The sequence below is a fragment of the Cryobacterium fucosi genome, assembly GCF_004403515.1.
GTDB classification, from domain to species: Bacteria; Actinomycetota; Actinomycetes; order Actinomycetales; family Microbacteriaceae; genus Cryobacterium; species Cryobacterium fucosi.
This window is the reverse complement of sequence record NZ_SOHH01000085.1, coordinates 24234-50424: the sequence shown is the minus strand read 5'-3', so window position 1 is coordinate 50424 and position 26191 is coordinate 24234. Positions and strand designations below refer to the sequence as shown.

General features: G+C 67.5%; 21 protein-coding genes, 1 tRNA gene and 1 pseudogene. 15 read left to right on the top strand and 8 right to left on the bottom strand.

Annotated features, from left to right (window positions below):
• Window positions 1–660: pseudogene (locus E3T48_RS16790) on the top strand (septum formation family protein); the annotation flags it as partial.
• Between the two features lie 16 nt (window positions 661–676).
• On the opposite strand, the gene E3T48_RS12240 reads toward E3T48_RS16790, so the two are convergent.
• From E3T48_RS12240 to E3T48_RS12230, 3 genes are read right to left on the bottom strand one after another with little or no spacing between them, the layout of a single operon-like run.
• Window positions 677–1477 carry an HAD-IIA family hydrolase gene (locus E3T48_RS12240; protein WP_134524326.1) on the bottom strand — a complete coding sequence of 267 codons (801 nt, stop codon included), beginning with the start codon at window positions 1475–1477 and terminating at the stop codon, window positions 677–679.
• Window positions 1478–1529: 52 nt separating this feature from the next.
• On the bottom strand, window positions 1530–2171 hold the full coding sequence (locus E3T48_RS12235; RefSeq protein ID WP_134524333.1) for a metal-dependent transcriptional regulator: 642 nt from the start codon (window positions 2169–2171) through the stop codon (window positions 1530–1532).
• Between the two features lie 9 nt (window positions 2172–2180).
• A complete protein-coding gene (locus E3T48_RS12230) occupies window positions 2181–3452 on the bottom strand; it encodes an Nramp family divalent metal transporter (protein ID WP_134524325.1) in 1272 nt (423 codons plus the stop codon).
• A gap of 284 nt (window positions 3453–3736) precedes the next feature.
• Between E3T48_RS12230 and E3T48_RS12225 the strand changes: the two genes are divergently transcribed.
• The 9 genes from E3T48_RS12225 (at window position 3737) to E3T48_RS12180 (ending at window position 12280) form a co-directional block, all read left to right on the top strand.
• Window positions 3737–4366: a TrmH family RNA methyltransferase gene (locus E3T48_RS12225; protein WP_134524324.1), complete on the top strand. Its 630-nt coding sequence runs from the start codon at window positions 3737–3739 to the stop codon at window positions 4364–4366.
• Window positions 4367–4449: 83 nt separating this feature from the next.
• Window positions 4450–4818, top strand: a complete 369-nt coding sequence (locus E3T48_RS12220; RefSeq protein WP_134524323.1) for a DUF4440 domain-containing protein — start codon at window positions 4450–4452, stop codon at window positions 4816–4818.
• A gap of 104 nt (window positions 4819–4922) precedes the next feature.
• Window positions 4923–6059 (top strand): baeRF2 domain-containing protein, encoded by a 1137-nt coding sequence (locus tag E3T48_RS12215; RefSeq protein WP_134524322.1) that lies wholly within the window; start codon window positions 4923–4925, stop codon window positions 6057–6059.
• A 141-nt stretch (window positions 6060–6200) separates the two neighbouring features.
• Window positions 6201–7442 (top strand): DUF3151 domain-containing protein, encoded by a 1242-nt coding sequence (locus E3T48_RS17635; RefSeq protein ID WP_420898376.1) that lies wholly within the window; start codon window positions 6201–6203, stop codon window positions 7440–7442.
• 1 nt (window position 7443) lies between these two features.
• Window positions 7444–8730 carry an adenylosuccinate synthase gene (locus E3T48_RS12200; RefSeq protein WP_134524321.1) on the top strand — a complete coding sequence of 429 codons (1287 nt, stop codon included), beginning with the start codon at window positions 7444–7446 and terminating at the stop codon, window positions 8728–8730.
• Between the two features lie 213 nt (window positions 8731–8943).
• A complete protein-coding gene (locus E3T48_RS12195; protein ID WP_134524320.1) occupies window positions 8944–9588 on the top strand; it encodes a GNAT family N-acetyltransferase in 645 nt (214 codons plus the stop codon).
• A 198-nt stretch (window positions 9589–9786) separates the two neighbouring features.
• Window positions 9787–10905 (top strand): DMT family transporter, encoded by a 1119-nt coding sequence (locus E3T48_RS12190; protein WP_241986798.1) that lies wholly within the window; start codon window positions 9787–9789, stop codon window positions 10903–10905.
• Between the two features lie 26 nt (window positions 10906–10931).
• Entirely contained in the window at window positions 10932–11315 is a 384-nt protein-coding gene (locus E3T48_RS12185) for a chorismate mutase (RefSeq protein ID WP_134524319.1), read from the top strand.
• Window positions 11312–12280 carry an SDR family NAD(P)-dependent oxidoreductase gene (locus E3T48_RS12180; RefSeq protein WP_134524318.1) on the top strand — a complete coding sequence of 323 codons (969 nt, stop codon included), beginning with the start codon at window positions 11312–11314 and terminating at the stop codon, window positions 12278–12280. The genes E3T48_RS12185 and E3T48_RS12180 overlap by 4 nt, the downstream gene beginning before the upstream one ends.
• On the opposite strand, the gene purL is transcribed toward E3T48_RS12180, so the two are convergent.
• Complete coding sequence (gene purL, locus E3T48_RS12175) at window positions 12277–14613, bottom strand: phosphoribosylformylglycinamidine synthase subunit PurL (protein WP_134524317.1); 2337 nt, start codon at window positions 14611–14613, stop codon at window positions 12277–12279. The two genes, E3T48_RS12180 and purL, sit on opposite strands and share 4 nt — an antisense overlap.
• 202 nt (window positions 14614–14815) lie before the next feature.
• Here purL and E3T48_RS12170 point away from each other — a divergent pair, with 202 nt between their 5' ends.
• From E3T48_RS12170 to E3T48_RS12160, 3 genes are all read left to right on the top strand, one after another.
• Window positions 14816–17119, top strand: coding sequence for a putative bifunctional diguanylate cyclase/phosphodiesterase (locus E3T48_RS12170; RefSeq protein ID WP_134524316.1), 2304 nt, complete (start codon window positions 14816–14818; stop codon window positions 17117–17119).
• A 218-nt stretch (window positions 17120–17337) separates the two neighbouring features.
• Window positions 17338–17592, top strand: coding sequence for a type II toxin-antitoxin system Phd/YefM family antitoxin (locus E3T48_RS12165; protein ID WP_134524315.1), 255 nt, complete (start codon window positions 17338–17340; stop codon window positions 17590–17592).
• Window positions 17589–17996 (top strand): type II toxin-antitoxin system VapC family toxin, encoded by a 408-nt coding sequence (locus E3T48_RS12160; protein WP_134524314.1) that lies wholly within the window; start codon window positions 17589–17591, stop codon window positions 17994–17996. Before E3T48_RS12165 ends, E3T48_RS12160 begins: the two co-directional genes overlap by 4 nt.
• Before the next feature lie 459 nt (window positions 17997–18455).
• On the opposite strand, the gene E3T48_RS12150 is transcribed toward E3T48_RS12160, so the two are convergent.
• Both E3T48_RS12150 and E3T48_RS12145 read right to left on the bottom strand, forming a co-directional pair.
• Entirely contained in the window at window positions 18456–20024 is a 1569-nt protein-coding gene (locus tag E3T48_RS12150; protein ID WP_134524313.1) for a carboxylesterase/lipase family protein, read from the bottom strand.
• A 19-nt stretch (window positions 20025–20043) separates the two neighbouring features.
• Window positions 20044–20778, bottom strand: a complete 735-nt coding sequence (locus E3T48_RS12145) for a flavodoxin family protein (RefSeq protein WP_134524312.1) — start codon at window positions 20776–20778, stop codon at window positions 20044–20046.
• A 314-nt stretch (window positions 20779–21092) separates the two neighbouring features.
• Here E3T48_RS12145 and E3T48_RS12140 point away from each other — a divergent pair, with 314 nt between their 5' ends.
• Together E3T48_RS12140 and E3T48_RS12135 are read left to right on the top strand one after the other, a co-directional pair.
• Complete coding sequence (locus E3T48_RS12140) at window positions 21093–22463, top strand: MFS transporter (protein WP_241986797.1); 1371 nt, start codon at window positions 21093–21095, stop codon at window positions 22461–22463.
• Window positions 22464–22517: 54 nt separating this feature from the next.
• Window positions 22518–22590: transfer RNA gene (locus E3T48_RS12135), tRNA-Arg, on the top strand.
• 429 nt (window positions 22591–23019) lie between these two features.
• Here E3T48_RS12135 and E3T48_RS12130 read toward each other — a convergent pair.
• Complete coding sequence (locus E3T48_RS12130) at window positions 23020–25296, bottom strand: DGQHR domain-containing protein (protein WP_134524310.1); 2277 nt, start codon at window positions 25294–25296, stop codon at window positions 23020–23022.
• Complete coding sequence (locus tag E3T48_RS12125) at window positions 25293–26162, bottom strand: DNA adenine methylase (RefSeq protein ID WP_134524309.1); 870 nt, start codon at window positions 26160–26162, stop codon at window positions 25293–25295. The genes E3T48_RS12130 and E3T48_RS12125 overlap by 4 nt, the downstream gene beginning before the upstream one ends.
• Between the last annotated feature and the right edge of the window lie 29 nt (window positions 26163–26191).

The following is a 26191-nucleotide window of genomic DNA, read 5'->3' as shown; positions in this document are numbered from 1 at the left end:
GGTGCAGCCGGCCCTGCCGCCCCCGTGCGCCGCCGCGGTCCCGGCGGTGGCCGGCCGTCCGGCCCGGGGATGTTCGGCGGGATTCCGCCCCGACTGCTCTGGATCGCCGGCGCCCTGCTCGCCGTGATCGTGCTGGTCGGCCTCTTCTTCCTCGGTCGGCAACTCGTCGGCGGCACCACGCCGGCCGCCGTGGCCACGTCCAGCGCCGCCGCGACCCCGACCGCCGCGCCGACCCCCACGGCCACCCCGGAGCCCACCGGACCCCAGCCGGTCGGCGTGCACAAGTGGAACACCCTCTTCGGCGGCGAATGCCTGCAGCCCTATCTGTCACCGTGGGAAGAAGACTTCACGGTCGCGGACTGCGCCGCGCCGCACGCCGCCCAATTGGTCTACCGGGGAACCTTTCCCGGGGATGCCGCCGCCGCGTTCCCCGGAGAGGAAGCCCTGGCCTCACAGATCAACCTGCTCTGCAGCGCGACCGGAGTGATCGACCTGCCCGCCGCCGCCGAATTCCCCGACGTGCAGGTGCAGGGAAGCTACCCCATCACCGAGGAACAGTGGGCGAAGGGGCCGCACTACTACTACTGCTTCGTCAGTCGGTCGTCGGGCGAGCCGCTCTCCAAGAGCGTCGCCGGACCCGGACCGGCCCCCGCCGGCTGACGGCGGCCGCTGGCTCCTAAACCTCGTCCGACAGCAGCGGTTCGCGCGCGACGAGTTCGTGCACGCCCGAGATGATCTCGTCGGGGCGGAACGGGTACCGGCGAACCTCGGCCTCGTCGCTGATCCCGGTCATCACCAGGATCGTGTGCAGCCCGGCCTCGATCCCGGCGACGATGTCGGTGTCCATCCGGTCGCCGATCATGGCCGTGTTCTCCGAGTGCGCGCCGATCTTGTTCATCGCCGAGCGGAACATCATCGGGTTGGGCTTGCCGACGACATACGGTTCCATGCCGGTCGCCTTCGAGATGAGGGCGGCGATCGCACCCGTCGCGGGCATCGGCCCGTCGGCGCTGGGGCCGGTCGCATCCGGGTTCGTCGCAATGAAGCGAGCGCCGGCCAGCAGCAGGCGGATGGCCTTGGTGATCGCCTCGAACGAGTAGTTGCGGGTCTCACCGACGACGACGTAGTCGGGGTTCGTCTCGGTCATGATGAAGCCGGCCTCGTGCAGGGCCGTCGTCAGCCCGACCTCGCCGATGACGAAGGCGGTGCCGCCCGGCGCCTGCGACTTCAGGAAGTCGGCGGTGGCCAGGGCGGATGTCCAGATCCGCTCCTCTGGCACGATCAGGCCCGACGCGCGGAGGCGGGCGCTCAGGTCCCGCGGGGTGAAGATGGAATTGTTGGTGAGCACGAGGAACGGCGTTCCGGCATCGGTCCAGTTCTGGATCAGGTCGGCCGCACCGGGCAGCGGACTGTTCTCGTGCACGAGCACACCGTCCATGTCGGTGAGCCAGCATTCGATCTCGTCGCGGCGTGTCATTGGGCGCTCCTCAGGGTCGTCCCAAGCCTAGCCGGGACAGGTTTCCGTCCGGTCACTTCGTCAGCCAGATCGACGCGGCGGCGTCGGGGGCGAGCAGTCGGATGCTCCCACCCGGCAACCGCACCGCGCACGACTCGAGCACGGTCAAGGCGCTGCCCGGCCCGATCGAATCGGCGGCGAGATCGCGCAGGATGGCCGGGTCGCGGTCGCTGATCCGCAGCACCGTCCCCGCGTGGCCGGGCGCGGCATCCGCCAAACGGATCGCGGGGACGCGCACCAGGCTGCCGTCCGCGGCCGGGATCAGGTCGCCGTGCGGGTCGGAGCCCGGGCGGCCGAGCCGCACGTCGATCGCCTCGAGGAGCCGGTCGGAGAGGGCGTGCTCGAGGATCTCCGCCTCGTCGTGCACCTGGTCCCAGTCGTAGCCCATCTCGCGCACGAGCCAGGTCTCGACCAGGCGGTGCCGGCGCACCACGGCGCTCGCGCCGAGGAAGCCCGCGGGGGTGAGCCGGAGCGGCCCGTAGGGCACATGCGTGATCAGGCCAGCCCCGGCGAGTTTCTTCACCATCTCGGTGACGGACGACGGCGCCACCCCGAGGCGCGCGGCGAGCACTGAGGGGGTGATCGGCTCTGGCTGCCATTCGGTGTGGGCATAGATGGTCTTGAGGTAGTCCTCCACCGCCGGGGTGGTCGACATTTTCACGGCTCAGGCCCCGGTGAAGACGAGAACGAGGAGCACCACGTTGAGCGCGACCAGGAGTGTCGCGCACAGGATTCCGGCTGCGGTGGTGAACCAGCGGTTGGCGAAGGTCCCGAGGATCCCGCGCTGGGCAGTGAGCCAGACCAGCGGGATGAGCGCGAACGGGATGCCGAACGACAGCACGACCTGGCTCAGTACGAGCGCCTCGGTCGGATCGAAACCGACACCCAGGATCAGCAGCGCCGGGATCAGCGTGATCAGGCGCCGGAGCAGGATGGACATCCGGATGCGAAGCAGGCCGTGCATGATCTCGGCGCCGGCGTAGGCGCCGACCGAGGTTGACGCCAACCCGGAGGCCAGCAGGCCGACCGCGAAGATCGTGGCGGCGCCCGTGCCGAGAGTGCTCTGCAGGGCCGAGTGCGCCCCCTGGAGCGTGTCGGTTCCCTCCACGCCTTGCAAGGCGGAGGCCGCGAGCAGCAGGATCGCGAGGTTGACTGTCCCCGCGATGGCCATGGCGATGGTGACATCCCACTTCGTGGCCCAGAGCAGCCGTCGCGTCGCCGTCTGGCCCTGCCACTCGGGGAAGCGATCGCGGGCGAGCGAGGAGTGAGCGTAGATGGCGTGGGGCATGATCGTGGCGCCGAGGATCGATGCCGCCAGGAGCACGGAGTTGCTGCCCTCGAAGCGGGGCAGCAGCCCGCCGACGATCATTCCGGCATCCGGCGGAGCCAGGAACACTCCGGCGGAAAAGCCCACGACGATGATCAGCATCAGCGAGACGATGACGCGCTCGAACACGCGCGGACCGCGGCGGGACTGAACGGCCAGCACCACCATCGAGATGACACCGGTGATCACTCCTCCGGCGAGCAACGGCAGCCCGAAGAGCAGGTTGAGGGCGACCGCGCCGCCGATGATCTCGGCCAGGTCGGTGGCCATCGCCACCAGCTCGGCCTGCAGCCAATAGAGTCGCCTGGCGAGCGGCCGACGGATGCGCAGCCCCAGGATCTCCGGAAGGCTCGTCCCGGTGACGATGCCGAGCTTGGCCGAGAGATACTGGATCAGCCAGGCCATCACGTTGCCCGCCACCACCACCCAGACCAGCAGGTAGCCGTAGCGGGCGCCGGCCGTCATGTTGCTGGCGACGTTGCCGGGGTCGAGGTAGGCCACGCCGGCCACGAGGGCCGGTCCGAGCAGCCACAGCAGCCGGGCGGATGCCACGGTGGTCGGCGCGTGGGCCAGTTCGCGGTCAGGGGCGGCGGGCAGGGTTTGAGGCATGCCTAAAAGGCTAGCCGAGATTTAGGCAGGCCGAAAGCCCGAACTGGGCCAGGGACCCAACCAATTGTGTTCGTCAGCCGGGACGATGCCGCCGGTCTGCCTGCTGTGGCACACGAACGGCCCGTCGCGGGAGAACAGCGCCGAGTTCTACCTTTTCGGTCGAAGCCGACTTGCGCACCTGTCGGTTTCGACCGGAAAGGTAGAACTCGGCGACGGTGAGCCCGGGTCAGGATGGGGCGGGCAGCGTCACACAGGGGCGGGCAGACGCGGGATACGGTTGGACCGTGACCGAGCAACTGAATCCGACGCCAGAACTGTCCACCCACGGCGTCGGCCCGTGGCAGGGCGACCTCCCGGAGGAGTCGATCTACGACCCGGAGCTGCTCGAGCACGGCGACACCCGCAACGTGATCGACCGGTACCGGTACTGGTCGATGGCGGCGATCGTGGCCGACCTGGACGAGAAGCGGCATCCGTTCCACGTCGCCATCGAGAACTGGCAGCACGATATGAACATCGGTTCGATCGTGCGCAGCGCCAACGCGTTCGCCGCCGACACCGTGCACATCATCGGCCGGAAGCGCTGGAACAAGCGCGGCGCGATGGTCACCGACCGCTACCAGCATGTGCTGCACCACCCGGATGTCGCGGCGTTCGTCGCGTGGGCTACGGGCGAGCGGCTTCCGATCATCGCCGTCGACAACGTGCCCGGCAGCGTCATCATCGAGACCTTCCGCTTCCCCGAGCGCTGCGTTCTCCTGTTCGGGCAGGAGGGCCCCGGACTCTCCGAGGAGGCGATCGACGCCGCCGAGGCCGTGGTGGAGATCAGCCAGTTCGGCTCGACCCGGTCGATCAACGCCTCGGCCGCGGCCGCCGTGACCATGCACGACTGGGTGCTCCAGCACCGGTTCTGAGCCGCGCCGCAGCCGCGCCGGTGCTGCCCCGGTCGCTCGAAAGAGGCGAGGCATCCGCCGCGGATAGGGGCTAGCGTGGGGTCATGACTGCGATCACTGACGATCTCCCCGCCCGCCTGCTTCACGAGGAGCAGGAGGGCTGGCAGGCGATCCTCGCCGGCCGAGGCGGAGAGTATTACCGCCGCACGATGACCAGGGACGCGCTCCTGATCCTGCCCGGGAGGGTCATCACCCGGGACCAGGTGATCGCCGCGTTCGCAGCCGCCGTCCCGATCGACAGCTACCAGCTGCGCGAGCCCGCCGTGATCCGGATCAACGACCACGCCGGCATCCTCGTCTACCGCCTGGTGGCCCGCCGCGGCGAGGCGACGACCGAGGTGAATGCGGCCACGACCTACGTCTTCGCCGACGGCGGCTGGTGCGTCGCAGCCCACCAGCAGACCGCGATCTGACGGCTCCGCCGGGACCCGAACAGGGCCTTCCGGCAGGGTTGTGGACCCTCGGACCGCGGGCTAGCGTGGCGAATGGGTACACATCGTGAGAAGGGACTCCGGCCATGGCAGACTTCGGAAATGAGGGGTTGGCGGACCTGTATCGCCGGCCCGGTTCGGTTTCGACGGTCTATGCGGATGTCACCCAGGCCGGCGAGGACCCCCGCCGCACGTCCGCCATCCGGCACCGCACCCTGCGGGACGCGCTGGACGGCGTCGGTGCGCCGTCCGTGGACGCGGACACCATCATCGAACTGGTCGAGGAACCGCCGGGCGTTCCGGGGAAGATCAGCCGGCTGATGGTCGTGCGCGACGGAAACGTCGAGCTCAACGAGTTGCTGCCCGGGGAACCCCTGGGCGATCTGATCGCGTCCCACGGCCCCGTTCCCAGCCTGATCCCGCTGTTCACCCAGCGGCCGAGGGACCTGAGCTACGTGGTGGCCGAGGTGGGCCGTGACGGAGGCGAAATCCGGCTGTTCCGGCTGAGCCAGGCCGACCCGGTGGCGGAGGAAGACGTCCAGGGTGACACCGAGTACATCACCAAGGTGCAGGTCGGCTTCCTGTCCAACTCCCGCTTCCAGCGCGACACCGAGGAGATCTGGAAGCGCAACGAGGGTCAGGTGGCGGACGCCATCGACGAAATCGTGCGGGACAGTGCGGCCGAGCTCCTGGTCGTGACGGGGGACGTGCGCGCCCGCCAACTCCTCGTTGCCCAGCTCGCTCCCGCGACCAGGGACATCCTCGCCGTCGTGCCGACGAACACCCGGCCGGGCGGCGCAACCACCCGTGAACTGGAGGAAGACCTCGACCGGCACATCGCGTCGATCCTCGCCCAGGACGAGTACGACGCCCTCGAACGCCTGGAGTCCGGGCGAGGAGACGGGTTGGCCGAGATCGACTTCGCCGCCGTGGTGCGCTCGCTTCAGCAGGGTCAGGTGGAGGTGCTCATCCTGGACCCTGCGGGTCTGTCCGGGACCACCCTGATCGCCCTCGATCGGGAGCCGTGGGTCTCCGGCTCGTCGGCGGATGCCCTCGGCGCCGGCGAGCTGGGAGTGGTCGCCGCCTCGGACGCCCTGGCCAGGGCCGCCACCCTCACCGACGCGCGGGTGGTGGTCGTGTCGCACGGCGAGCTTCCCGACGACTCCACCGCTGCTGCGCTGCTGCGCTGGTCGACGCTGCCGACGACCCCCGAGACGGAGTGACGGGAGCCGCCCTCACCGGAGTTCGCGGCGCCAGACGATCTTCAGGCCCGACCAGTCGTCGTCCAGCGCCGCGACCTTCACGTCCACGATCCCGAGCGTCAGCGCGGCGTCCCGGATGAGGTTCTCGGTCATCTCGCTCCGGTGACCGGCCGCCTTACGCGGCCAGGCGATCCACGCCATGCCGGCCGGACGGATGCATCCGGCCAACGTCGGGAGCTCGGCGACGAAGGCCGCCGGGTCGGTGTGGAATGCGACGACGACCGCGGCAGGGGCATCCGTTTCGCCGGGCAGCCAGTCGATCCCGGCGGGCCCGGCGGCGCGGCTCGCGGCTTGCGCAAGGACCGGCTGTTCGAGGAGCTCCTCCAGGAGGGGGTCGGCGCGCTCGCCGACACCCTCAGGGAGGCGCGGGCCGGCCTGCACGGGCGCGCCGCGCTCGAGGCCCTGATCGCGGCGCTGCTCGACCGGATCGCCTCCAACACCGCCCTGGCCAAGCTGATGGCGTCGGAGATCTTCCGCACCGACCGCACCTGGCAGAAGACCCTGTTCGCGCTCAGGCACGAGGCCCTCGCGGTCTTCGCGGAGGCGATCTACGAAGTCAATCCGGGCAGCCGGGACGACGGAACGTGCGGTCTGATGGCGTCGAGCGTGTTCGGGGCCGTCCTGATGTCGGGCCTGGAGTGGCTCGTCTTCGACCCTGATCGGCACCGCGACGCGAGGTCTCGGCCGCCATCCTGGACTCCTTCTCCGACGGCCTGCTCGGCGACTGACCCGGTGCCTCACCCGCTGTTCGGCCCGGCCCCCGGTGATCGAGCTTGTCGAGATCCCCGCCGCACACCCATCGTCACGACCGACCGACAAGGCGGCATCCGGTCCGCGATAAGATCGAGTGTGACCGGCGACAATTTGATTGAGCAGCCCGAGACCCTTCTTCCCGCGGAACCGGAGGTGATCGAGGCTCTCCGACGAACCGGCAGCGCCGATCTCGCCTCCGTCGTGGCGGCGCATCCGACCTCGTCCCTCGCCTGGGCCGTGCTCGCCGATGTCGCCCACCTCGAGGGCCGCACGATCGAGTCCTACGCCTTCGCGCGGGTCGGCTACCATCGCGGCCTCGACGCGCTGCGCAAGGCAGGCTGGCGCGGCCACGGTCCCGTCCGGTGGACCCACGAACCCAACCGCGGTGTGCTCCGCGCACTGTACGCGCTTCGCCGGGCCGCCCGGGAGATCGGCGAGAACGACGAGTTCGACCGCCTCACCACCTTTCTGAACGACGCCGACCACACCGTGATCAGCCGCATCGAGCAGGAAGCCGTTACGCCAGACGGATACCGCGCCAACGACCCGGCCCCGCCCACCGAGGCGTTCTTCATCCGAGGAGAGAACTGATATGCCAGCGATTGTTTTGATCGGAGCCCAGTGGGGCGACGAGGGCAAGGGCAAGGCGACTGACCTTCTCGGCAGCCGGGTCGACTATGTCGTCAAGTTCAACGGCGGCAACAACGCCGGCCACACGGTCGTCATTGGCACCGAGAAGTACGCGTTGCACCTGCTGCCCTCCGGCATCCTGACCCCCGGGGTCACGCCGATCATCGCCAACGGCGTGGTCGTCGACATCGAGGTGCTGTTCGAGGAGCTCGACGCACTCATCTCCCGCGGGGTGGACGTCTCCAGGCTCCGGGTGAGCGCCAACGCGCACATCATCACCCAGTACCACCGCACGGTCGACAAGGTCACCGAGCGTTTCCTCGGCAAGCGCCAGATCGGCACCACCGGGCGCGGCATCGGCCCGACCTACGCCGACAAGATCAACCGCGTCGGCATCCGCGTGCAGGACCTGTTCGACGAGAACATCCTGCGCCAGAAGGTCGAGGGCGCCCTCGCCCAGAAGAATCACCTGCTGGTCAAGGTCTACAACCGCCGAGCGATCTCCGTCGACGAGATCGTCGAGGACCTGCTTGGCTACGCGGAACGACTGCGCCCGATGGTCGCCGACACCGCGCTGCTGCTGCACCAGGCGCTCACCGACGGCAAGACGGTCCTGTTCGAGGGCGGCCAGGCGACCATGCTGGATGTCGACCACGGCACCTACCCGTTCGTCACCTCCTCGAACGCCACCTCCGGCGGCGCGGTGACCGGTTCAGGCATCGGCCCGAACCGGATCGACCGGATCATCGCCGTCGTCAAGGCGTACACGACCCGCGTCGGCGCCGGCCCGTTCCCGACCGAGCTATTCGACGAGTCGGGCGAGTTCCTCCGCGCGAACGGCTTCGAGTTCGGCACCACCACCGGTCGCCCTCGCCGCTGCGGCTGGTACGACGCCCCGGTGGCCCGCTACACGGCCCGGATCAACGGTGTCACCGACTTCGTGCTCACCAAGCTCGACGTGCTCACCGGACTCGACGTCATCCCGGTCTGCGTCGCCTACAGCGTCGACGGCGTGCGCTTCGACGAGGTGCCGGTCTCGCAGTCCGACTTCCACCACGCGAAGCCCATCTACGAGGATTTCCCCGGCTGGACCGAGGACATCACGGGTGCACGCACCTTCGAGGACCTGCCCCGCGCCGCCCAGGACTACGTGCTCGCCATCGAGAAGATGAGCGGCGCCCGCATCTCGGCGATCGGCGTCGGCCCCGGCCGCGAAGCGATCATCTCCCGGCACGACCTCGTCGACTGATCGAGGTCGGCAGGACCGGCCAGTTCCCCCCTGACCCGTTCACCCCTGTCGAATTCGACGGAGATTTTCCCGAAAACGGGCCTGGCGACGCTGATTCTGGTCCGGAATCGGCAAAAAGTCCGTCGAATTCGACGCGGCAGAACGGATGCGACGCGACCTGATTCGTCGGCATCCGTTCACCGCACGGTCACGTTCTCCTGCCAGGATGTCGGGATGAGCGCCCTTCGTCCGGTGCCCGCGACGATCGCGGGCGAGTACCTGCAGCTCGAGCCGCTGACGCGCCTGCTGTTGCCCGAGCTGCACCGGGCGATCGCCAAACCGGCAGTGTTCGCCGACGGCTACGGCGGCGGCCCGGCCGGGCTGCGCACCGGCCTCGGCGATTTCATCGATTGGGCCCTCGGGTACTACCAGTGGGCGGGGCTGCCCTACGCGGTGCGCCTGATCGGCGGCCCGCACGACGGGGACCTGGTCGGCACCTCGACCCTCGGCGACCTCGATCTGGCCAACGGCACCGCGCACCTGGGCTGGACCGCCTACGACCCGAGGGTCTGGGGCACCGCCGTCAACGCCGAAGCCAAGCTCCTGCTCCTGGGCCTGGCCTTTGAGCACGGGTTCGGCCGGGTGAAGATCCAGGCCGACGCGCTCAACCTGCGCTCCTGCGCGGCCATCGCCGGCATCGGCGCCACCTACGAGGGCACCATCCGCCGGGAGCGGCGCCGCGCCGACGGATCCTGGCGCGACACCGTGGTGTACTCGGTGCTCGAGGACGAGTGGCCGCGGGTGCAGGCTGGCCTCCGGGCGAGGCTCGACGGCTACGGCACCCAGGCGGTGCACTACCGAGTCGGCCAGCTGAGCTGAGCACTTTCTGCTCCTGCTCCTGCTCTTGCTCTTCCTCTTGTCCTACGTCCGGCCCGTCCCTCCCGCCGAGATGGACCTTTCCGGTCGAGATCGACCGGTGGGCGGGTCAACCTCGACCGGAAAGGTAGAACTCGGCGGGTTTCGGCCGTCGACGTGGGATCCGCCGCGGGTCGCGCCTGGCCGCGATAGGGTCGGCAGGTGATCGACACTCCGGCGGCAGGCAAGACCATCGTCACCCTCCAGTTCCTGGGCATGGGCGTGGTCTGGGGCTCCAGTTTCCTGTTCATGAAGGTCGCCCTGGCCGGGGTCAGCTTCGGCCAGGTGGCGTGGTCCCGGCTCGTGCTCGGCGGCCTCACGCTGGGCCTGATCGTGCTCGTCACCCGGCCCCGCGTGAAGAACGGCCCGGTGCTGCCACGCGAGGGCATCGTCTGGCTGCACTTCCTTGTGATCGCGATCACCGGATGCGTCATCCCTCACCTTCTGTTCGCGTGGGCGGAGCAGTACGTGTCGTCCAGCCTGGCGAGCATCTACAACGCCGTCACCCCGATCATGACGGCGCTGATGGCCACTCTCGCCTTCCGGGTGGAGCGGCTCGTCCGCGGCCAGGTGGTCGGTGTGCTGGTGGGCATCCTCGGCGTGGGCGTGATCATCGGCCCGTGGCGCTACGCGGCCTTGACCGGCGACCTCTGGGGCCAGCTCGCCTGCCTCGGCGCCGCGGTCTGTTACGGCTTCACCTTCGGCTACACCCGCCGGTTCCTCAGCGGCCGGCCGATCGCGGGAGCGACCTTTGCCTTGCTCAACATCGGGCTCGGCGGGGCGATCATGCTGTTGCTCACCCCGGTGCTGGCGTGGCATCCGGTGGCTCTCACCGTGCCGATCGTGCTGAGCCTGGTCGCGCTTGGGGCGCTGGGCACCGGCGTCGCGTACATCTGGAACATCAACGTGTTGCGCGCCTGGGGGCCGACCAACGCGTCCACGGTCACCTACGTCACGCCCGTGGTCGGCGTGCTGCTCGGCGTACTCCTGCTCGGCGAGACCCTGTCCTGGCACGAGCCCCTCGGCGCGGCCCTGGTGCTCTTCGGCATCCTGCTGGCCCAGAAGCGACTCCGGCTGCCGCCGCCCCGTCCGGGTGCGGCTCGCGGTGCGGTTCCCCGCGACGATGCCCCCGACGTCCCTGACCTCCCCGTCCCTGATGCCCCCGTCCCTCTCCGCGTCCCTCCCCGCGCCGAGCAGCCCCCGCGCCGAGATCGACCATTCCGGTCCAGCCCGACCCGCACACCGGTCAACCTCGACCGGAAAGGTCGAAGTCGGCGGTGATTTCGACCGCACGGTATCGTCGAACCATGGCAGCAGCAGAGGAATCGTCCGCGGACGCGGGGCAGGATGCGATCGACGAGCTGGGCAGCATCCGGCAGAGCATCGACAACATCGATGCCGCGCTGATTCACCTGCTCGCCGAGCGCTTCAAGTTCACCCAGCAGGTCGGCCGGCTCAAGGCTGCGCACGGCCTGCCGCCGGCGGACCCGACCCGTGAACTCCTGCAGATCCAGCGCCTGCGCGGCCTCGCCGAGGAGGCGCGACTCGACCCGGCGTTCGCCGAGAAGTTCCTCAATTTCATCATCGCCGAGGTGATCCACCACCACGAGCAGATCGCCGGCACCGAGAATGCGAACGGCGGCGCGCGCGCCGCGGGGTCGGCCGCGACCGGGACGAACCCCGCCTCGTGACCTGGAACCCGCGACGCCTCCCCGGCCAGGCCGGCAAGACCTTCGTGATCACGGGCGCCAACACGGGGCTCGGCTACTTCACCGCCGAGCAGTTGGCGGATGCCGGCGCCCACGTCGTGCTCGCCTGCCGCGACCCGGACAGGGCAGGGGCCGCCGCCGCGGCCATCCGCGGGAGGGTGCCCGGGGCATCCGTGTCGACCGTGTCGCTCGATCTGGCCGACCTGGCCTCCGTGCGGCGGGCGGCCGAGACCCTGCTGGAACTCCCTGCAATCGACGGGCTCATCCTCAACGCCGGGATCGTGCACCCGCCACGCACCCGGGAGGTCAGCGTCGACGGCAACGAACTCGTGCTCGCCACCAACTACCTCGGTCATTTCGCGCTCGCCGCGCAGGTGCTGCCGGCGCTGCGGCGCACGCCAGGCAGCCGGGTCGTCTCCCTCGGCTCGATGATCTCGCGCATCATCGATTCCACGCTCGAGGACCTGCAGCTCAAGGCCGGCTACAAGCAGTGGACCGCCTACGCGCAGTCGAAGATCGCGCTGCAGGTGTTCGGGTTCGAGCTCGACCGCAGGTTGCGGGCAGCGGATGCCGGCGGCCCCCTCGGGGTCGCATCGCTGGTCGCGCACCCGGGCTATTCGATCTCGGGGCTGACGCCCGGCATCCGCGGGGTCAGCGAGCCCAGCCGCGGCGTTCGTTTCGTCGACAACCTGCAGAGTCTGGTGGCCCAGGGCAAGGACCGCGGCGCCTGGCCGACCGTGCTCGCCGCCACCGACCCGGATGCCCGCGGCGGCCAGTACTACGGCCCCCGTTTCCTCACCCGCGGCGCCCCGACGATCCAAACCCCCACCCGCACCTCCCTGGACCAGCCGCTGGCCGCCCGACTCTGGTCGGCCTCGGAGTCCGTCACGAAGATTCCCTTCCCCCTCAGCCGCGAGAACGGAGGAACAGGAGGAACAGGAGGCTAGGCGCCGAAGCGGGACGGCAGGGTGCCGCGGTGGCGGGACTGCAGGTCGGCCAGCGACACCGTGAAGTAGTCCTGGATCTCGAGCACCGGCGCCGTGGCATCCGTCACGCCGATGCGCAGCACCGGGTAGCCGCGCCCCTCGCACAGGCCGAGGAACTTCACGTCGTCCTCCCGCGGCACCGACACGACCACGCGGCCGGCCGACTCCGAGAACAGGGCGACGGATGCGTCCACCCCGTCGCGCTCGCAGATGTCGCCGAGCCACACCCGGGCGCCGACCCCGAACCGGAGCACCGCCTCGGCGAGCGTCTGCGCGAGGCCTCCCGTGCTGAGGTCGTGCGCGCTGTCGATCAGCGCCTCGACCGACGCCGCGTGCAGCAGCCCGGCGAGAGTCGCCTCCCCAAGAAGGTCCACCATCGGCGGAACGCCGCCCAGGTGGTCGTGGATGACGCCGGCCCAGGCGGAGCCGTCGAGCTCCTCACGGGTGATGCCGAGCAGGTAGATGTTGTGGCCGTCGTCCTGCCAGCCGCTGGGCACGCGCCGGGCGACGTCGTCGATCACGCCGAGCACGGCCACGACCGGGGTCGGGTGGATCGGCGCATCGCCGGTCTGGTTGTAGAACGAGACGTTGCCGCCGGTGACCGGGATCTCCAGTTCGAGGCAGCCGTCGGCCAGCGCCGTGACGGCGCGTTCGAACTGCCACATCACCTCGGGGTTCTCCGGCGAGCCGAAGTTGAGGCAGTCGCTGATGCCCACCGGAACCGCGCCGGTCGCGGCCACGTTGCGGTACGCCTCGGCGAGGGCGAGCTGCGCGCCGCGGTACGGGTCGAGCTGGCAGTAGCGGCCGTTCGCGTCGGTGGCGATCACGAAGCCGAGGCCCGATTCCTCGTCGATCCGGATCATGCCCGCGTCGTCGGGGAACGAGAGGGCCGTGTTGCCCATCACGTACCGGTCGTACTGGTCGGTGATCCAGCTCGGGTCGGCCAGGTTCGGCGAGCCGAGCAGGGCGAGGAACTGCTCGCGCAGCACCTCGGGCGAGACCGGGCGGGGCAGAGCGGATGCCGTGTCCGCCTGCAGCGCGTCGAGCCAGGCCGGGTAGGCCACGGGACGGTCGTAGACCGGGCCGTCGACCGCGACGGTGCGCGGGTCCACGTTGACGATCTCTTCGCCGTGCCAGTCGATGATGAGCCGGCCGGAGTCGGTGACCTCGCCGAGCACGCTGGTCTCCACGTCCCACTTCGCGGTGACGGCGAGGAAACCGGCGAGCTTCTCCGGGGTGACGACGGCCATCATCCGCTCCTGGCTCTCGCTCATCAGGATTTCCTCGGCGGTCAGAGTCGGGTCGCGCAGCAGCACCTTGTCGAGCTCGATGAACATGCCGCCGTCGCCGTTGGAGGCGAGCTCGCTGGTCGCGCAGGAGATGCCCGCGGCGCCCAGGTCCTGGATACCCTCGACGAGCTTCTCCCGGTACAGCTCAAGGCAGCACTCGATCAGCACCTTCTCGGCGAACGGGTCGCCGACCTGTACGGCGGGCCGCTTGGTGGGTTTGTCCGCCCCTTGTCCTGAGCCTGTCGAAGGGTCGGAGAAGGTATCGGAGGCGAGAATGGATGCCCCGCCGATGCCGTCTCCGCCGGTGCGCGCCCCGAACAGCACGACCTTGTTGCCCGCGCCGGTGGCGTTGGCCAGGTGCAGGTCCTCGTGCCGCAGCACGCCCACCGAGAGCGCGTTGACGAGCGGGTTGCCCTGGTAGACCCTGTCGAACCAGGTCTCGCCGCCGATGTTGGGCAGACCGAGGCAGTTGCCGTAGAACGAGATGCCGGACACGACGCCGTGCACGACACGGGCGGTGTCAGGGTCGTCGATGTCGCCGAAGCGGAGGGCGTCCATCACCGCGACCGGGCGGGCACCCATCGAGATGATGTCGCGCACGATGCCGCCGACGCCGGTCGCGGCGCCCTGGAACGGCTCGATGTAGGAGGGGTGGTTGTGCGATTCGATCTTGAACGTGACCGCCCAGCCCTCGCCGACGTCGAGCACGCCGGCGTTCTCGCCCATCCCGACCATGAGGTTCTTCTTCATCGCGGGGGAGACCTTGTCACCGAACTGGCGCAGGTACTTCTTCGAGCTCTTGTAGGAGCAGTGCTCACTCCACATCACCGAGTACATCGCGAGCTCGCCCGAGGTGGGGCGGCGGCCGAGAATGGTGCGGATCTCCGCGTACTCGCCCGGGGTCAGGCCGAGCGCGTCGAACGGCTGCTCTTTGTCAGGTGTCGCGATCGCGTTGGTCACGGTGTCGGCGACGCCGCGGGAGGATGAAGTGGAAACAGCGGTCACGAGGCGTTCTCCCAGGGATAGCGGATGCTTGGCCCGGCAAGTCTACCGTTTGGGCCTCCGCGGGGCGTGCCCAGCCGCTTCGTCCGTCTCGGGCGGCGCGGCGGACCTCGGCGTTCGGCTCCCAATTCTGGGGTACGCCGACGGATGTCCCGACCGACAATCCGCCCGATCAACTGGTAGATTGAGGCCAACAGGGGGGCTGATGGCTGCACCGAAACGCACGGTCGACATTCGTCGGCTCACGGCTGATCTGCGCGGGCGCGCGAGCTGGCCGATCTGGTCCTCCGGACTCCTGGCGATCGCCTACGTGATCGGGTTGCTGAACCACGGCGACGGCTTCAGCCCGGTGGTCGACGGCGGGCTGGGCACACTCACCGAATGGGTGCCGGCGCTGGTCTGCTGGGTGGCGGCGTACCGCACCAGGTTCCGGCGCAGCTACGTCGTCCTGGCCGCGGCGGCCGTGACGGCGTTCGCGGCCGCCAATCAGATCTACGTCGCGTCCCTGGCCGGAGCGTCGTCGCTGCCGTTCCCCGGCCCGACCGATGTCGGCTATCTGCTGTTCTACCCGCTGATGCTGGCCGCCCTAGCGGAACTGGTGCGCCCTCAGTTGCGCAGCATGTCGTTCTCGGTGGTTCTGGACAGCGCGGTGGGTGCGTTCGGCGCGGCCGCCGTTCTCACCGTGCTGATCGCCCCGGTTCTGGCGTCGGAGGCCGACGCCCCACTGTCGTTGGCGACCGCCGTCGCGGTCGCGTACCCGCTGTTCGACCTGCTGCTGGTCGCTGCCGTGGTGGGGCTCGCCGCATCCCAGGGTCTCGTCCTGGGCCGGCGCTGGACGCTCCTGGTCATCGGGCTCCTCGTCTTCGCCGCCGCCGACGTCGTCTACGCTCTGCGCGTGCTCACGGACACCTATGTGATCGGCACCATCGTTGACGCAGGCTGGGCCATCGGCCTCACCCTTGCCGCGCTGTGGGTCGACGGATCGACTCGTCCAGACACTCCCCACCGGCAGGCCGGCACGAGAGGGCGCGCCCTGATCGTGCCCGCTGTCGCCTCGACGGCGGCCGTCGGTGTCCTGGTGCTGAGCAGTCAGGTGGACGTCATGGATCTGGCGGTCGGGCTGGCGACGCTGACGCTGGTGGTGACCGCCGTGCGTTTCCAACTGACCTTCCGTCAGTTGACCCGGATGGCCGTGCTGCGCGTGCAGACCCGCACCGACGACCTCACCGGTCTGCCGAACCGGCGGGCACTGTACGCGGATGCGCCGGCCCGACTCCTGGCGGGCGCCGACCGGCACAGCGCCCTGCTCCTGTTGGATCTGGACCGGTTCAAGGACGTCAACGACAGCCTCGGGCACGAGGTGGGGGACCAGCTCCTGGTCGGGGCAGGCCGGCGCCTGTCTGAGCAGCTGCGCGCGGGCGATCTGCTCGCCCGGCTCGGCGGGGACGAGTTCGCGATCCTCCTCGATCACACCGATCAGGACCGCGCCGCGACCGTCGCCGTGAAACTGCGCGCCGCCCTGGTGGCGCCGTTCACGCTGGCGGGAATCGCGGTGCAGGCCAGCGTCAGCATCGGCATCGCCATTTCCCCCGAGCACGGCACGGATCTGGGCACCCTGATGCGCAAGGCCGATATGGCCATGTACAAGGCCAAGGAAACCCGCTCGGGACACCACGTCTACCGAAACGACGACGACAGTCACGGCGACGCCCGGCTGCGCACCGCGGAGGAACTGCGTCTCGCCCTGCGGACGGACCAGCTGGTCGTGCACTTCCAGCCCAAGGTCGATCTGGACACCGGGATCGTTCACGACGTCGAAGCCCTGGTTCGGTGGAACCACCCAAGCCGCGGCCTGCTGTATCCGGACTCGTTCCTGCGACTGGTCGAGGAGGCTGGTCTGATGGGCCGACTGACCCAGGTGGTGCTCGGGAAGGCCCTGGATCAAGCGGCCACCTGGCAGGCCGCGGGTCGGCCCCTCACGGTCGCCGTCAACATGTCCGCCAGCTCCCTGGTCGAACAGGACCTGCCCGAACGGATCGGCGCGATGATCGTGGCCCGTGGCCTGTCGCCCTCGGTGCTCATGCTCGAAATCACCGAGGACTTCCTGATGATCGACAGCGTGCGCGCCCGCGCCATCCTGACCCGGCTGCGCGCCGCCGGCATCCGGCTCGCCGTCGATGACTTCGGCACCGGCTACAGCTCACTGGCCTATCTGCGGGATCTGCCCCTCGACGAGCTGAAGCTCGACCGGTCCTTTGTGATGACGATGGCCGACGACCCTCGGGCCGCGGCCCTGGTCGAGTCGACCATCGCGCTCGCCCACAGCCTGAACCTGCGCATGGTCGCCGAGGGAGTGGAAGACGGCATCGCCTACTCCATGCTCGTCGGTTACGGTTACGGCTGCGACCAGGCCCAGGGCTACCACATGTCCCGGCCCGTTCCCGCCGCCGCACTCGACGCGTGGCTGGCTGCGCGCCTCCCTCAGCCCGTCCGCGCCGTCACCCGCTGAGTCCTCTCGGTGGTCGAGCCTGTCTCGGTGGTCGAGCCTGTCGAGACCCCCGTCGCCTGCGCCCACCTCGGTGGTCGAGCCTGTCTCGGTGGTCGAGCCTGTCTCGGTGGTCGAGCCTGTCGAGACCCCCCTCGCCTGCGCCCACCTCGGTGGTCGAGCCTGTCGAGACCCTGCCCTGACCCTCGCCTGCTAACTGCTACGACTGCTACAGTTGCGCCATGACACGGACGATCCCACACCGGGACCTGCGCAACAAGAGTGCGGAGATCCTGCGCGCTGTCCAGGACGGCGAGACTTTGCAGGTCACCAACCACGGCCACATCGTCGCGGTCCTCTCCCCGCCCCCCGTCGCTCCGCTCGGTGGTGTTCGCTTCAGGCCCGCGCTCATCCGCGGCGGCTTCTCAGGCCTGCCGCGCTTCGCGATCACCATGACCACCGAGGCAGCGCTGAACGAACTGCGCGCCGAGCGTTGATCGCCTACCTGGACACCTCGGCTGCAGGCAAACTCCTCGCCGACGAACCGGAGAGCGGTGCGCTCCGGGCGCACCTCGACGACCTGATCGGGCGAATGGACACCGAGATCGTGTCGGCGCTACTCGTGGAAACCGAACTGCGGCGCATGGCCACGCGCGTGGGCATACCGCAGGCTGCGGCCAGCGACGTGCTCATACGACTGGCGATGATCGAGATGGACCGAAACCTCTTCCGGGAGGCAGGGACGCTGCCCGGAAGCACCCTGCGAAGCCTGGACGCGCTCCATATCGCCGCCGCGCTCCAAGCGGGAGCGGACGAGTACATCTCGTACGACCCCCGTCAGCTCCAGGGCGCCGAGGCCGTCGGGTTGCGCGTCCGCTCGCCGGGCCGGTCCCGGGAGTAGTCCGCTCGGCGATCGAGCCGCCCGACCGGTGATTGAGCTCGACCGCCGGTGATTGAGCCTGTCGAAATCACGTGACGCGAGCTGGTCTCGACGAGCTCGACCACCGCTGATCGCGCGAGCTGGTCTCGACGAGCTCGACCACCGGTGATCGGGCCGCCCCCGCCGGTGATTGAGCCTGTCGAAATCACGTGACGCGAGCCGGTCTCGACGAGCTCGACCACCGGCTCGGGACGCGCGCCGAAGTGTGCCAGCACGATCTCCCTGGGGCTCTGGCAGCAATTCGGTGACACCACTGCGAGGGAGACGCAGCGTGACACCCTGCGCCGCGCATTTCGGGGCGTCATCCGTCGCCCAGCTGGAGACGGACCTTGACGCCGTGGACAACCTCGCCTTCGACGACGAGGAACTCGCCCGTATCGACCTGCACGCCGTCGACCTGGGCATCAACTCTGGGCGCAGTCAGAACTCGGGCATGAAGCTCTGCCAGACCGCACGCCGTTCCCGGCGCGGGTCCGACTCGACCCGGTCCTCTTCATCGAAGATCAGGGTCAGCCGATCGGGCTCGGAGTAGTCCGGCCAGTTGCCGTCTGGCCGGCCGGTGACGGCGAAGCGCAGCCAGTGCCGCCGCATCCGTTCCCCCGCGCCGATGAATGCCGCGCGGCCGCCGAGCAGGCTCATCGCCCGGGCGAAGGGGGCGTCGACCTGCTCGAACAGGGCGAACAGTTCCAGGCCGTGGGTGGCGCCGATACCGAGCAGGTGCATGAGCCGGGGTGCCAGGTCGAAGCGGTACACGTAGACCGGCGCCACCCGGGAGTGAAGCTCGCCGATCTGCACGCTCGGGTACCAGAACACGAAATCACCGCCGAAGTCGACGGCCGACCGGTTCGCCGGCAGCCGGGAGTACACCGCCCGCATGGCGTCGTGCGAGGACGCGGGGGCGTTGTCGTAGACGGACACGATGCGCCACGGGGAGCGGGGGAGGATGTCCACCCGGCCCCGGAACAGGGAACCCTCCCGCTCGTTCGTGCCGATGATCAGCGGCACCCGGTGCGCCCGCCCGTGCCGGAACGCGTCGAGCGGCCTCTCGGGCAGGAAGTCGCCGTCGACCACGGGCACCAGGCAGAAGGTGCCGGGGTAGGCGTCGGGGGTCCGGGATTGCACGACCACGGCCGCCCGGGTCAGGTCGGCGACCTCCGCGGAGCAGAGCAGCGCGTTCGGGTCGGCCTGCTCCCCGCCGGGCACCTCGGTGATCGCCCGCAGCTCGTCCACGAATTCCGCGGCCCAGCCGTCGGTGAGCGCGGTGGAGAACGAGGCGTTCGTCGGGGCACTCTGCGCGATCGCCCGGGCGAACAGGCCCGTGGTGCTCGGTGTCGCCATCAGCGTGATCACCGCGTTGCCGCCGGCGGACTCGCCGAATACGGTCACGTTGTGCGGGTCGCCGCCGAAGGCACGGATGTTGTCCCGCACCCATTCAAGGGCGGCAACCTGGTCGCGCAGCCCGAGATTGCTCTCGAGGGGCCGCTCCGGCGTCGAGTACCGGCTGAAGTCCAGGTATCCGAGTGCGCCGAGCCGGTAGTTGAAGCTGACGTAGACCACCCGGCCGCTCCGCACGAAGCGCTCGCCTCGGCCGGCGAACTTCCGCGACGAGCCCACGCTGTAACCGCCGCCGTGGATGAACACCATCACCGGGCGGCCCAGGCGTTTGCGAGAGGGCGCGGCCGGACGCAGCACGTTGATGGTCAGGCAGTCCTCGCCGGCGGGCACCTTCGGCCCGGCCCCCTTGAACTGGCCCTTGTAGGGTTGCGGCGCGATCCGCCCGAACGTCGACGCGTCGCGGATGCCGTCCCACGCGACAACGGGCTGGGGGGCGCGGAACCGGTACTCGTCCACCGGCGGCGCCGCGTACGGGATCCCGCGCCAGGCCAGCATGCCGTCCTCCTGCACGCCGCGCACGGTCCCGCCGGTGACCCGCACGTCCAGGCGGCGCGGCATCGGCAGCGGCACGTCGTGGGTCAGGATCGCGCTCATGCGGTCTTCCTCCTTCTGTCTACCGGTATTCCGGGTTCGCCCGGAAGCCGAACCGCTCACCCTGGTCCCAGGCCTGGCGCAGGTTGCCGTAGGCGGGGATCCCGCCGTTGGCCTTCAGGATCGCGGCCAGGTGCATGAGGTTCCAGGTCATGAAGGTGGTGTTGCGGTTGGTGAAGTCGTTCTCCGGCCCGCCGGAGCCCGGGTCGAGGTAGCTCGGCCCCGGCCCGATCTCGCCGATCCAGCCGGCATCCGCCGCGGGCGGGATCGTGTAGCCGATGTGCTGCAGGCTGTAGAGGATGTTCGATGCGCAATGCTTCACGCCGTCCTCGTTGCCGGTGATGATCGCCCCGCCGACCTTGCCGTAGTAGAGGTACTGGCCCTTGTCGTTGAACTCGCCGCTCATCGCGTAGAGCCGTTCGATGATCCGCTTGGTCACCGACCCGTTGTCGCCGAGCCAGATCGGCCCGCCGATGACAAGGATGTCGGCGGTGAGCACCTTGTCGAAGAGGGCGGGCCAGGCATCCGTCTTCCAGCCGTGCTCGGTCATGTCCGGGTAGACGCCGGTGGCGATCTCGTGGTCGATCGCCCTGAGCGTCTCCACGTAGACGCCCTGCTCGTGCATGATCGCCGCGCTGAGATTCATGATGCCCTGCGTGTGGCTGACCTCGGGGCTGCGTTTCAGGGTGCAGTTGATGAACAGGGCGCGTAGGCCGGCGTATTCGAAGGATGCCTGGCTGTTCCGGGTCGGGGTCATGGCGCCAGTTTTGCACCGGCCCCCGGTGTCGGCTAGGGCGTGCCCCGGTGGTCGAGCTTGTCGAGACCCGGTGGTCGAGCTTGTGTCTCGGTGGTCGAGCTTGTCGAGACCCGGTGGTCGAGCTTGTCGAGACCCGGTGGTCGAGCTTGTCGAGACCCGGTGGTCGAGCTCGTCGAGACCCGGTGGTCGAGCTTGTCAAAATCCCGTCGACCCGGGCTCGACCGCCGGGTCTCGACCGCCGGGTCTCGACCGCCGGCGCCCCGGCCGGCCTGCGATCCTTTGCCCCGGCGTGTTCATCGGAGCTAAACTGCGGCGTGACTCCCCGCCAGCGCCGCGTCCTGATCGTCGCCGTCCTGTCGTCGTTCGTGGCCTTCCTCGACGCCTCGATCATCAACGTCGCGTTGCCCGCGATCGCGCGGGAGTTCGGCGGCGACCTGGCGCTGCAGCAGTGGGTGGTCGACGGCTACCTGCTCTCCCTCGGCGCACTGATCCTCGTGGCCGGTTCCCTCTCCGACACCTACGGACGGGTTCGGGTGCTCCGAGTCGGCCTGATCTGGTTCGGGATCACCTCACTGGCCTGCGCCGTGGCACCGCTGGGGACGTTGCTGGTGGTCGCCCGGATCCTGCAGGGCATGGCGGCCGCGCTGCTGGTGCCGAGCTCCCTGGCCCTGATCACCTCCACCTTCTCCGGTCCGGCGCAGGGCAAGGCGATCGGGGCGTGGACGGGCTGGACCGGCATCGCCGGCATCGCCGGGCCGGTGCTGGGCGGCATCCTCGTCGACACGATCGGCTGGCGCTTCATCTTCGCGATCAACGTGCTTCCCATCGTCGTCACCCTGATCGTGCTGGCCAGGATCGACGAGCGCGCGCGCACGGGCCCGGCCGCCCGGATCGACCTGGTCGGAGCCGGCCTGGCCGTCGTCGGTCTGGGCGCCCCCGTCTTCGCGCTGATCGAGCAGGGCCGGCTGGGCTGGGGCAGCCCGGTGGTCTTCGCGCCACTGATCGTGGGCGTGCTCGCGCTCGCCGCGTTCCTCTGGTGGGAGGCCCGGGCACCGCAGCCGATGATGCCGCTCGGGCTGTTCCGGGTGCGCAACTTCTGGGTCGGCAACATCGCCACGGTCGGCATCTACTCGGCCCTGAGCCTGGGATTCTTCATCTTCTCCGTCTATCTGCAGCAGGTGGGCGGGTTCTCCGCCACCGCGGCGGGCATCGCGGGCGTGCCGGCCACGCTCATGCTGCTCCTCTTCGCGACCCTGTTCGGCACCCTCGCCGGCCGCTACGGCCCGCGCCGGTTCATGGCCATCGGCCCGATAATCGCGGGGGCCGGTTTCCTGCTGCTCCTGGCCGCCGTGCCGCCGATCAACGTGTGGCTGCAGGTGGTGCCCGCCATCGTGCTGATCGGGCTGGGCCTGGCCATCACGGTGGCGCCGCTCACCTCTGCGGTGCTCGGGTCGATCCGGGCCGAGCAGGCGGGCATCGGATCGGCCATCAACAACGCCGTGGCCAGGGTCGCCGGCCTCATCGCCGTGGCCCTGGCCGGCACGATCATCGGCGCCCGGCTCGATGTGGCGGGTTTCCAACGGGTGATGGTCGTCGTCGCGGTGCTGATGTTCGCCGGCGGGATCGTGTCCTGGCTGGGGATCCGAACGCCGGCCGTCGCCGCTCTCGAACGAGACAGTCCGTAAAAACTGTTATAGTTTCTAAGTTGTCTTCGAGCGCCAAGTTCGAACGGCACCACTGCGCTCGTAGCTCAACGGATAGAGCATCTGACTACGGATCAGAAGGTTGGGGGTTCGAATCCCTTCGGGCGCACAGTAGGAAAGCGGCTCATTTCGGTGGGCCGCTTTCGTTGGTTCTCGCCCCACGTGGGTTCCTGCAGAGTGCGATTGACGCGCAATCTACACTTGCGCGCACTCGCCACGGCTTACGTGCGTGAGTTTTCACGAACCGTGCCCGAACCTCGAGCGGTCGCTACCGCCCAGCGCGTGTCGCCTACCGGCCTCCCTAGAAGGTGCACCTCGGAGACTGTCAAGGCAATCCGTGAACTGCCTAGTGGTGCGCCGCAAATCGATGTGATCTTTGGGACTTTCGGCCAAGCCCCATCGCTGAAGACCGCCGAGGGCTCGGTGCGAGTATCCACCGTGCGACAGACCTGTCTGTAACCTAGAGCGCTCACGCTGTCCTGCTGAGAGAGCAATTGCGCTTCTAAATCCGGCGCAGTAGGTCGCCTTGCCTATCTACCTAGCTTGAGCTGGCAAGCCCAAAATGAGAATGCATGGCATGTAGGAACTCGTACTCTTCTTCCGTGACAGTCCCATTGTGCGAGATCTTGTTACGGATGTCGTTGAGCTGAATCATCCAGCCTGACTTGTCTTTCCAGCTAGAAGCTTTCTTGTCGCTTGGCAGAGTGTAGGCATCGTTGTAGAGCTCATTCCAAAGCGTCATGTTCCCGTGCACGAGTACTTCTCTGTAGTTGATCAAGTAAAGGCAATCCCACCAGTCGATTTTGACGCCTGGTGCTGCTTCGTATTGCTTCTCGGCAGCACGGCTCTGCGCATCTTGGTAGACCTTTTTCGGAACCCCAAGCTTGTACCAGTCTGATCCGAACTTGTCCTCGAGTCGCTGCCGAATGTCTGCGTTCAAATGAGCTTCAATGGCATGGGCCATCGAGTAGGAATCCGCATTGAACTGTTTGGCCTGATCGGTAGTCCATTCGGCCAAGCCCTCGGGCTCAAAAACGGGCACAGCAGTGTGGATTGCAGCCTGGAACTTACGCAGATACTTTGTGGGTCCGCCACTTCCCAACCATCCTCTGAACTCGGCCGCCTCGTCCACAGTGAGTCCTACAATGTACGCCACCGCATGTTCGAGTAGACCTCTCACTTGCGCAAAGACCTCTTGGGGCGTTGCATCTCGAGGCTCTAGCCGTCCCTGATCCCTGAGGTGGTCAACCACGTCACCGATGAGCCGTAGAAGGCCTTCCGTTCCGGCGTTGGTGAAGACGAAGCCACCCTCTCCACGACCGATGTTCCACTGTTTTGGGATCTCATCACGTAGGTATCCAAAACACAACTCCAGGAACTCTGCAAGTGGAGTGCACGTGTCGTCGTTCGACGTTCGGTAGAAGGATCCGAATTTTTTCGGCCCCGCGGCGGTGAATTCACCGATGAAGCGCCCGCGGTCAATGCCTCGTTGAATCGCGTCGAGACTGATGCACTTACGATCGTTGGCTTGTTCCTCGCCCATGATCACGCGTCCACGCAATGGTGAGGACTTCTGTTCCCCGAGGAGCTGCGCGATTTTTAGCTTTAGGGCATGCGCCTGCTTCTTCTTGTCAGGACTCGTCCAGAGGAGATCCGCATTGAGAGTGTTCTGCAGGTTTTTGGGAACAGCTTGTTGGTTTTCATTGATCTGCATGAAGAGTTCGAGTTGTTTTTCACCGGGGAGATCGACGAACGCCACGACTGGAACAAGTTCTGTTGCCGCGCGGTCCGAATGGGCAAATCCGTAGAGGCGGTGCTGACCGTCGATCACGTATGCGGACCGATACTTACGAGGAAGGTGGAGTATCCCGAGGGTGGTCGTGCCCGATTGCTTTTCGGACCGGTCAAACTTGAGCTTCTTGCCCCCGTTGTCGATGTTGACAACGAGCGAGTTTGGGAAGAAGCCTCCGTCTTCCACGAACTGGGAGACCTTCTTGAGCCGCGACTTTTTAATGATCCGTTGATACGTTGGCATCCAGCGGAGGTTGGCGTTGTTGCGGTGAAGCACGTACGCGATTTTCAGTAGTCGCTCGGGCTCGATAGCGAAAGAGAAATAGGTCAGACCACCCATGCGCCCCTGGATTGCGGGGACACTCGCGTCCATAGCAGCGATCTGTTGCCCTTGAAATAGGTTGCCTAGAAGCTGAAACTTGGCGGCGCTTCCAAGGTGATTTGCCAGCTCGTGATAATAGGAGATTGCCTCTTCATCCAGGTAGGAAATCTCTGCGTTCCCGATGCGTTCGAGCGTGTCTTTGCTTACATTTATGTTGTTCGTGGCGAAAACGAATCGAACTTTGTGGTTTGGAAACTGCGCGCGGATAGTCCCGATGAGACCAGCACGGTACCCCTGGATGCTCTCTATCTCTGTCTTGAACGCATGGGTCGGAGCTTGCTCGGCAGCAGAAGACTTGCACTCGATGACGAGAACGACATCATCGTCGGCGGCCAGAACATCGATTTGCTTAGTCTCGTTGTCGCTTTTTCCATAGCTGATACTTAGCAGGCGATCTCGACTTAGACTCTCGAACCCGAGGCGTGCACACATCGCCCACACTTGGTCTTCAAACGCTATTTCCTGGCGCTTGAGCTTTCGCATCCAGACCTGTGACTTGAGCTGCTTGTCTAGGACCCAGCCGTCGTTCTCGTACTCGATCTGTCTCGCGGTAGGTATTTTTTCTCTCACATAGGGTGAAAGCCGGCGCGCGATCTCCCGACTGACGCTCGCGGGTGGCAGGAGAGCAATTTCCTCGGTCACTTATCCCCAATGTTTGTGAAAACAAACTCTTCCGCGCTTCCACGAGTTGCGTTCTTGCCGCCGATCACATTCCGACGACTGACTGTCAACTTGCGCCCCAACGGCGAGAAAAGGTTTTCGATAGAAATGTGAGCAGCGTTCGTCAAGATGTAGTTCGCTCCTGCATCTCGAATCTTCTTGATTTCGATCGCGAGGCGTTCCTGGTCTTGAAACGAGAAGAGGTGTTGGTTGTACTTCACAAAGCCATTGTTATTGTGGGCGACTGTGTAGGGGGGATCCAGGAATACAAGATCCCCTTCCTCGACATCCCCCAACGCACGTTCGAAGTCGGCACCGTTGAGTTCCGAACCCTGCAGGCGCGCACTTGCCTGGAGAAGCCACTCCTCGTCCGGCATGTTTGTGTTCTTTCGGTGGCCAAATGGAACGTTGTATTCGCCTTTGAGGTTCACTCGGAAGATTCCGTTGAACGAGGTGTGGTTCAGGTAAATGAACCGCGCTGCGCGCTGGACCGCAGCGGTCGGTGAGGAAGCGCGCGCCGCGTAATACTCCGCGGACGTGTTCTCGTACTTGGTGAGTTCCTCGGTTACGTCCGAAGGGCGGTCCCTGACCTGCCGATACACCTCAATGAGGTCGGTGTTCAAGTCCGACAGGAATGCCTGCTCCGAGACATCGAGTGCAAAGAAGACAGATCCACCGCCCACAAACGGCTCGTGGTATCGCCGCACGGGCAAATCACCGATGAGATCAAGAATCTGGGGGAGAAGCCATCGTTTGCCGCCAGCCCACCGAAGGAATGGTGCGACCCGCTGTGCCTTCTGTTCGAGCGAGTCACTCCATAGAGTGTCGCCAAACAAAGGTGCAGGCATCTAGTCCTCGAGTTCCCGGGTTCGGCGTA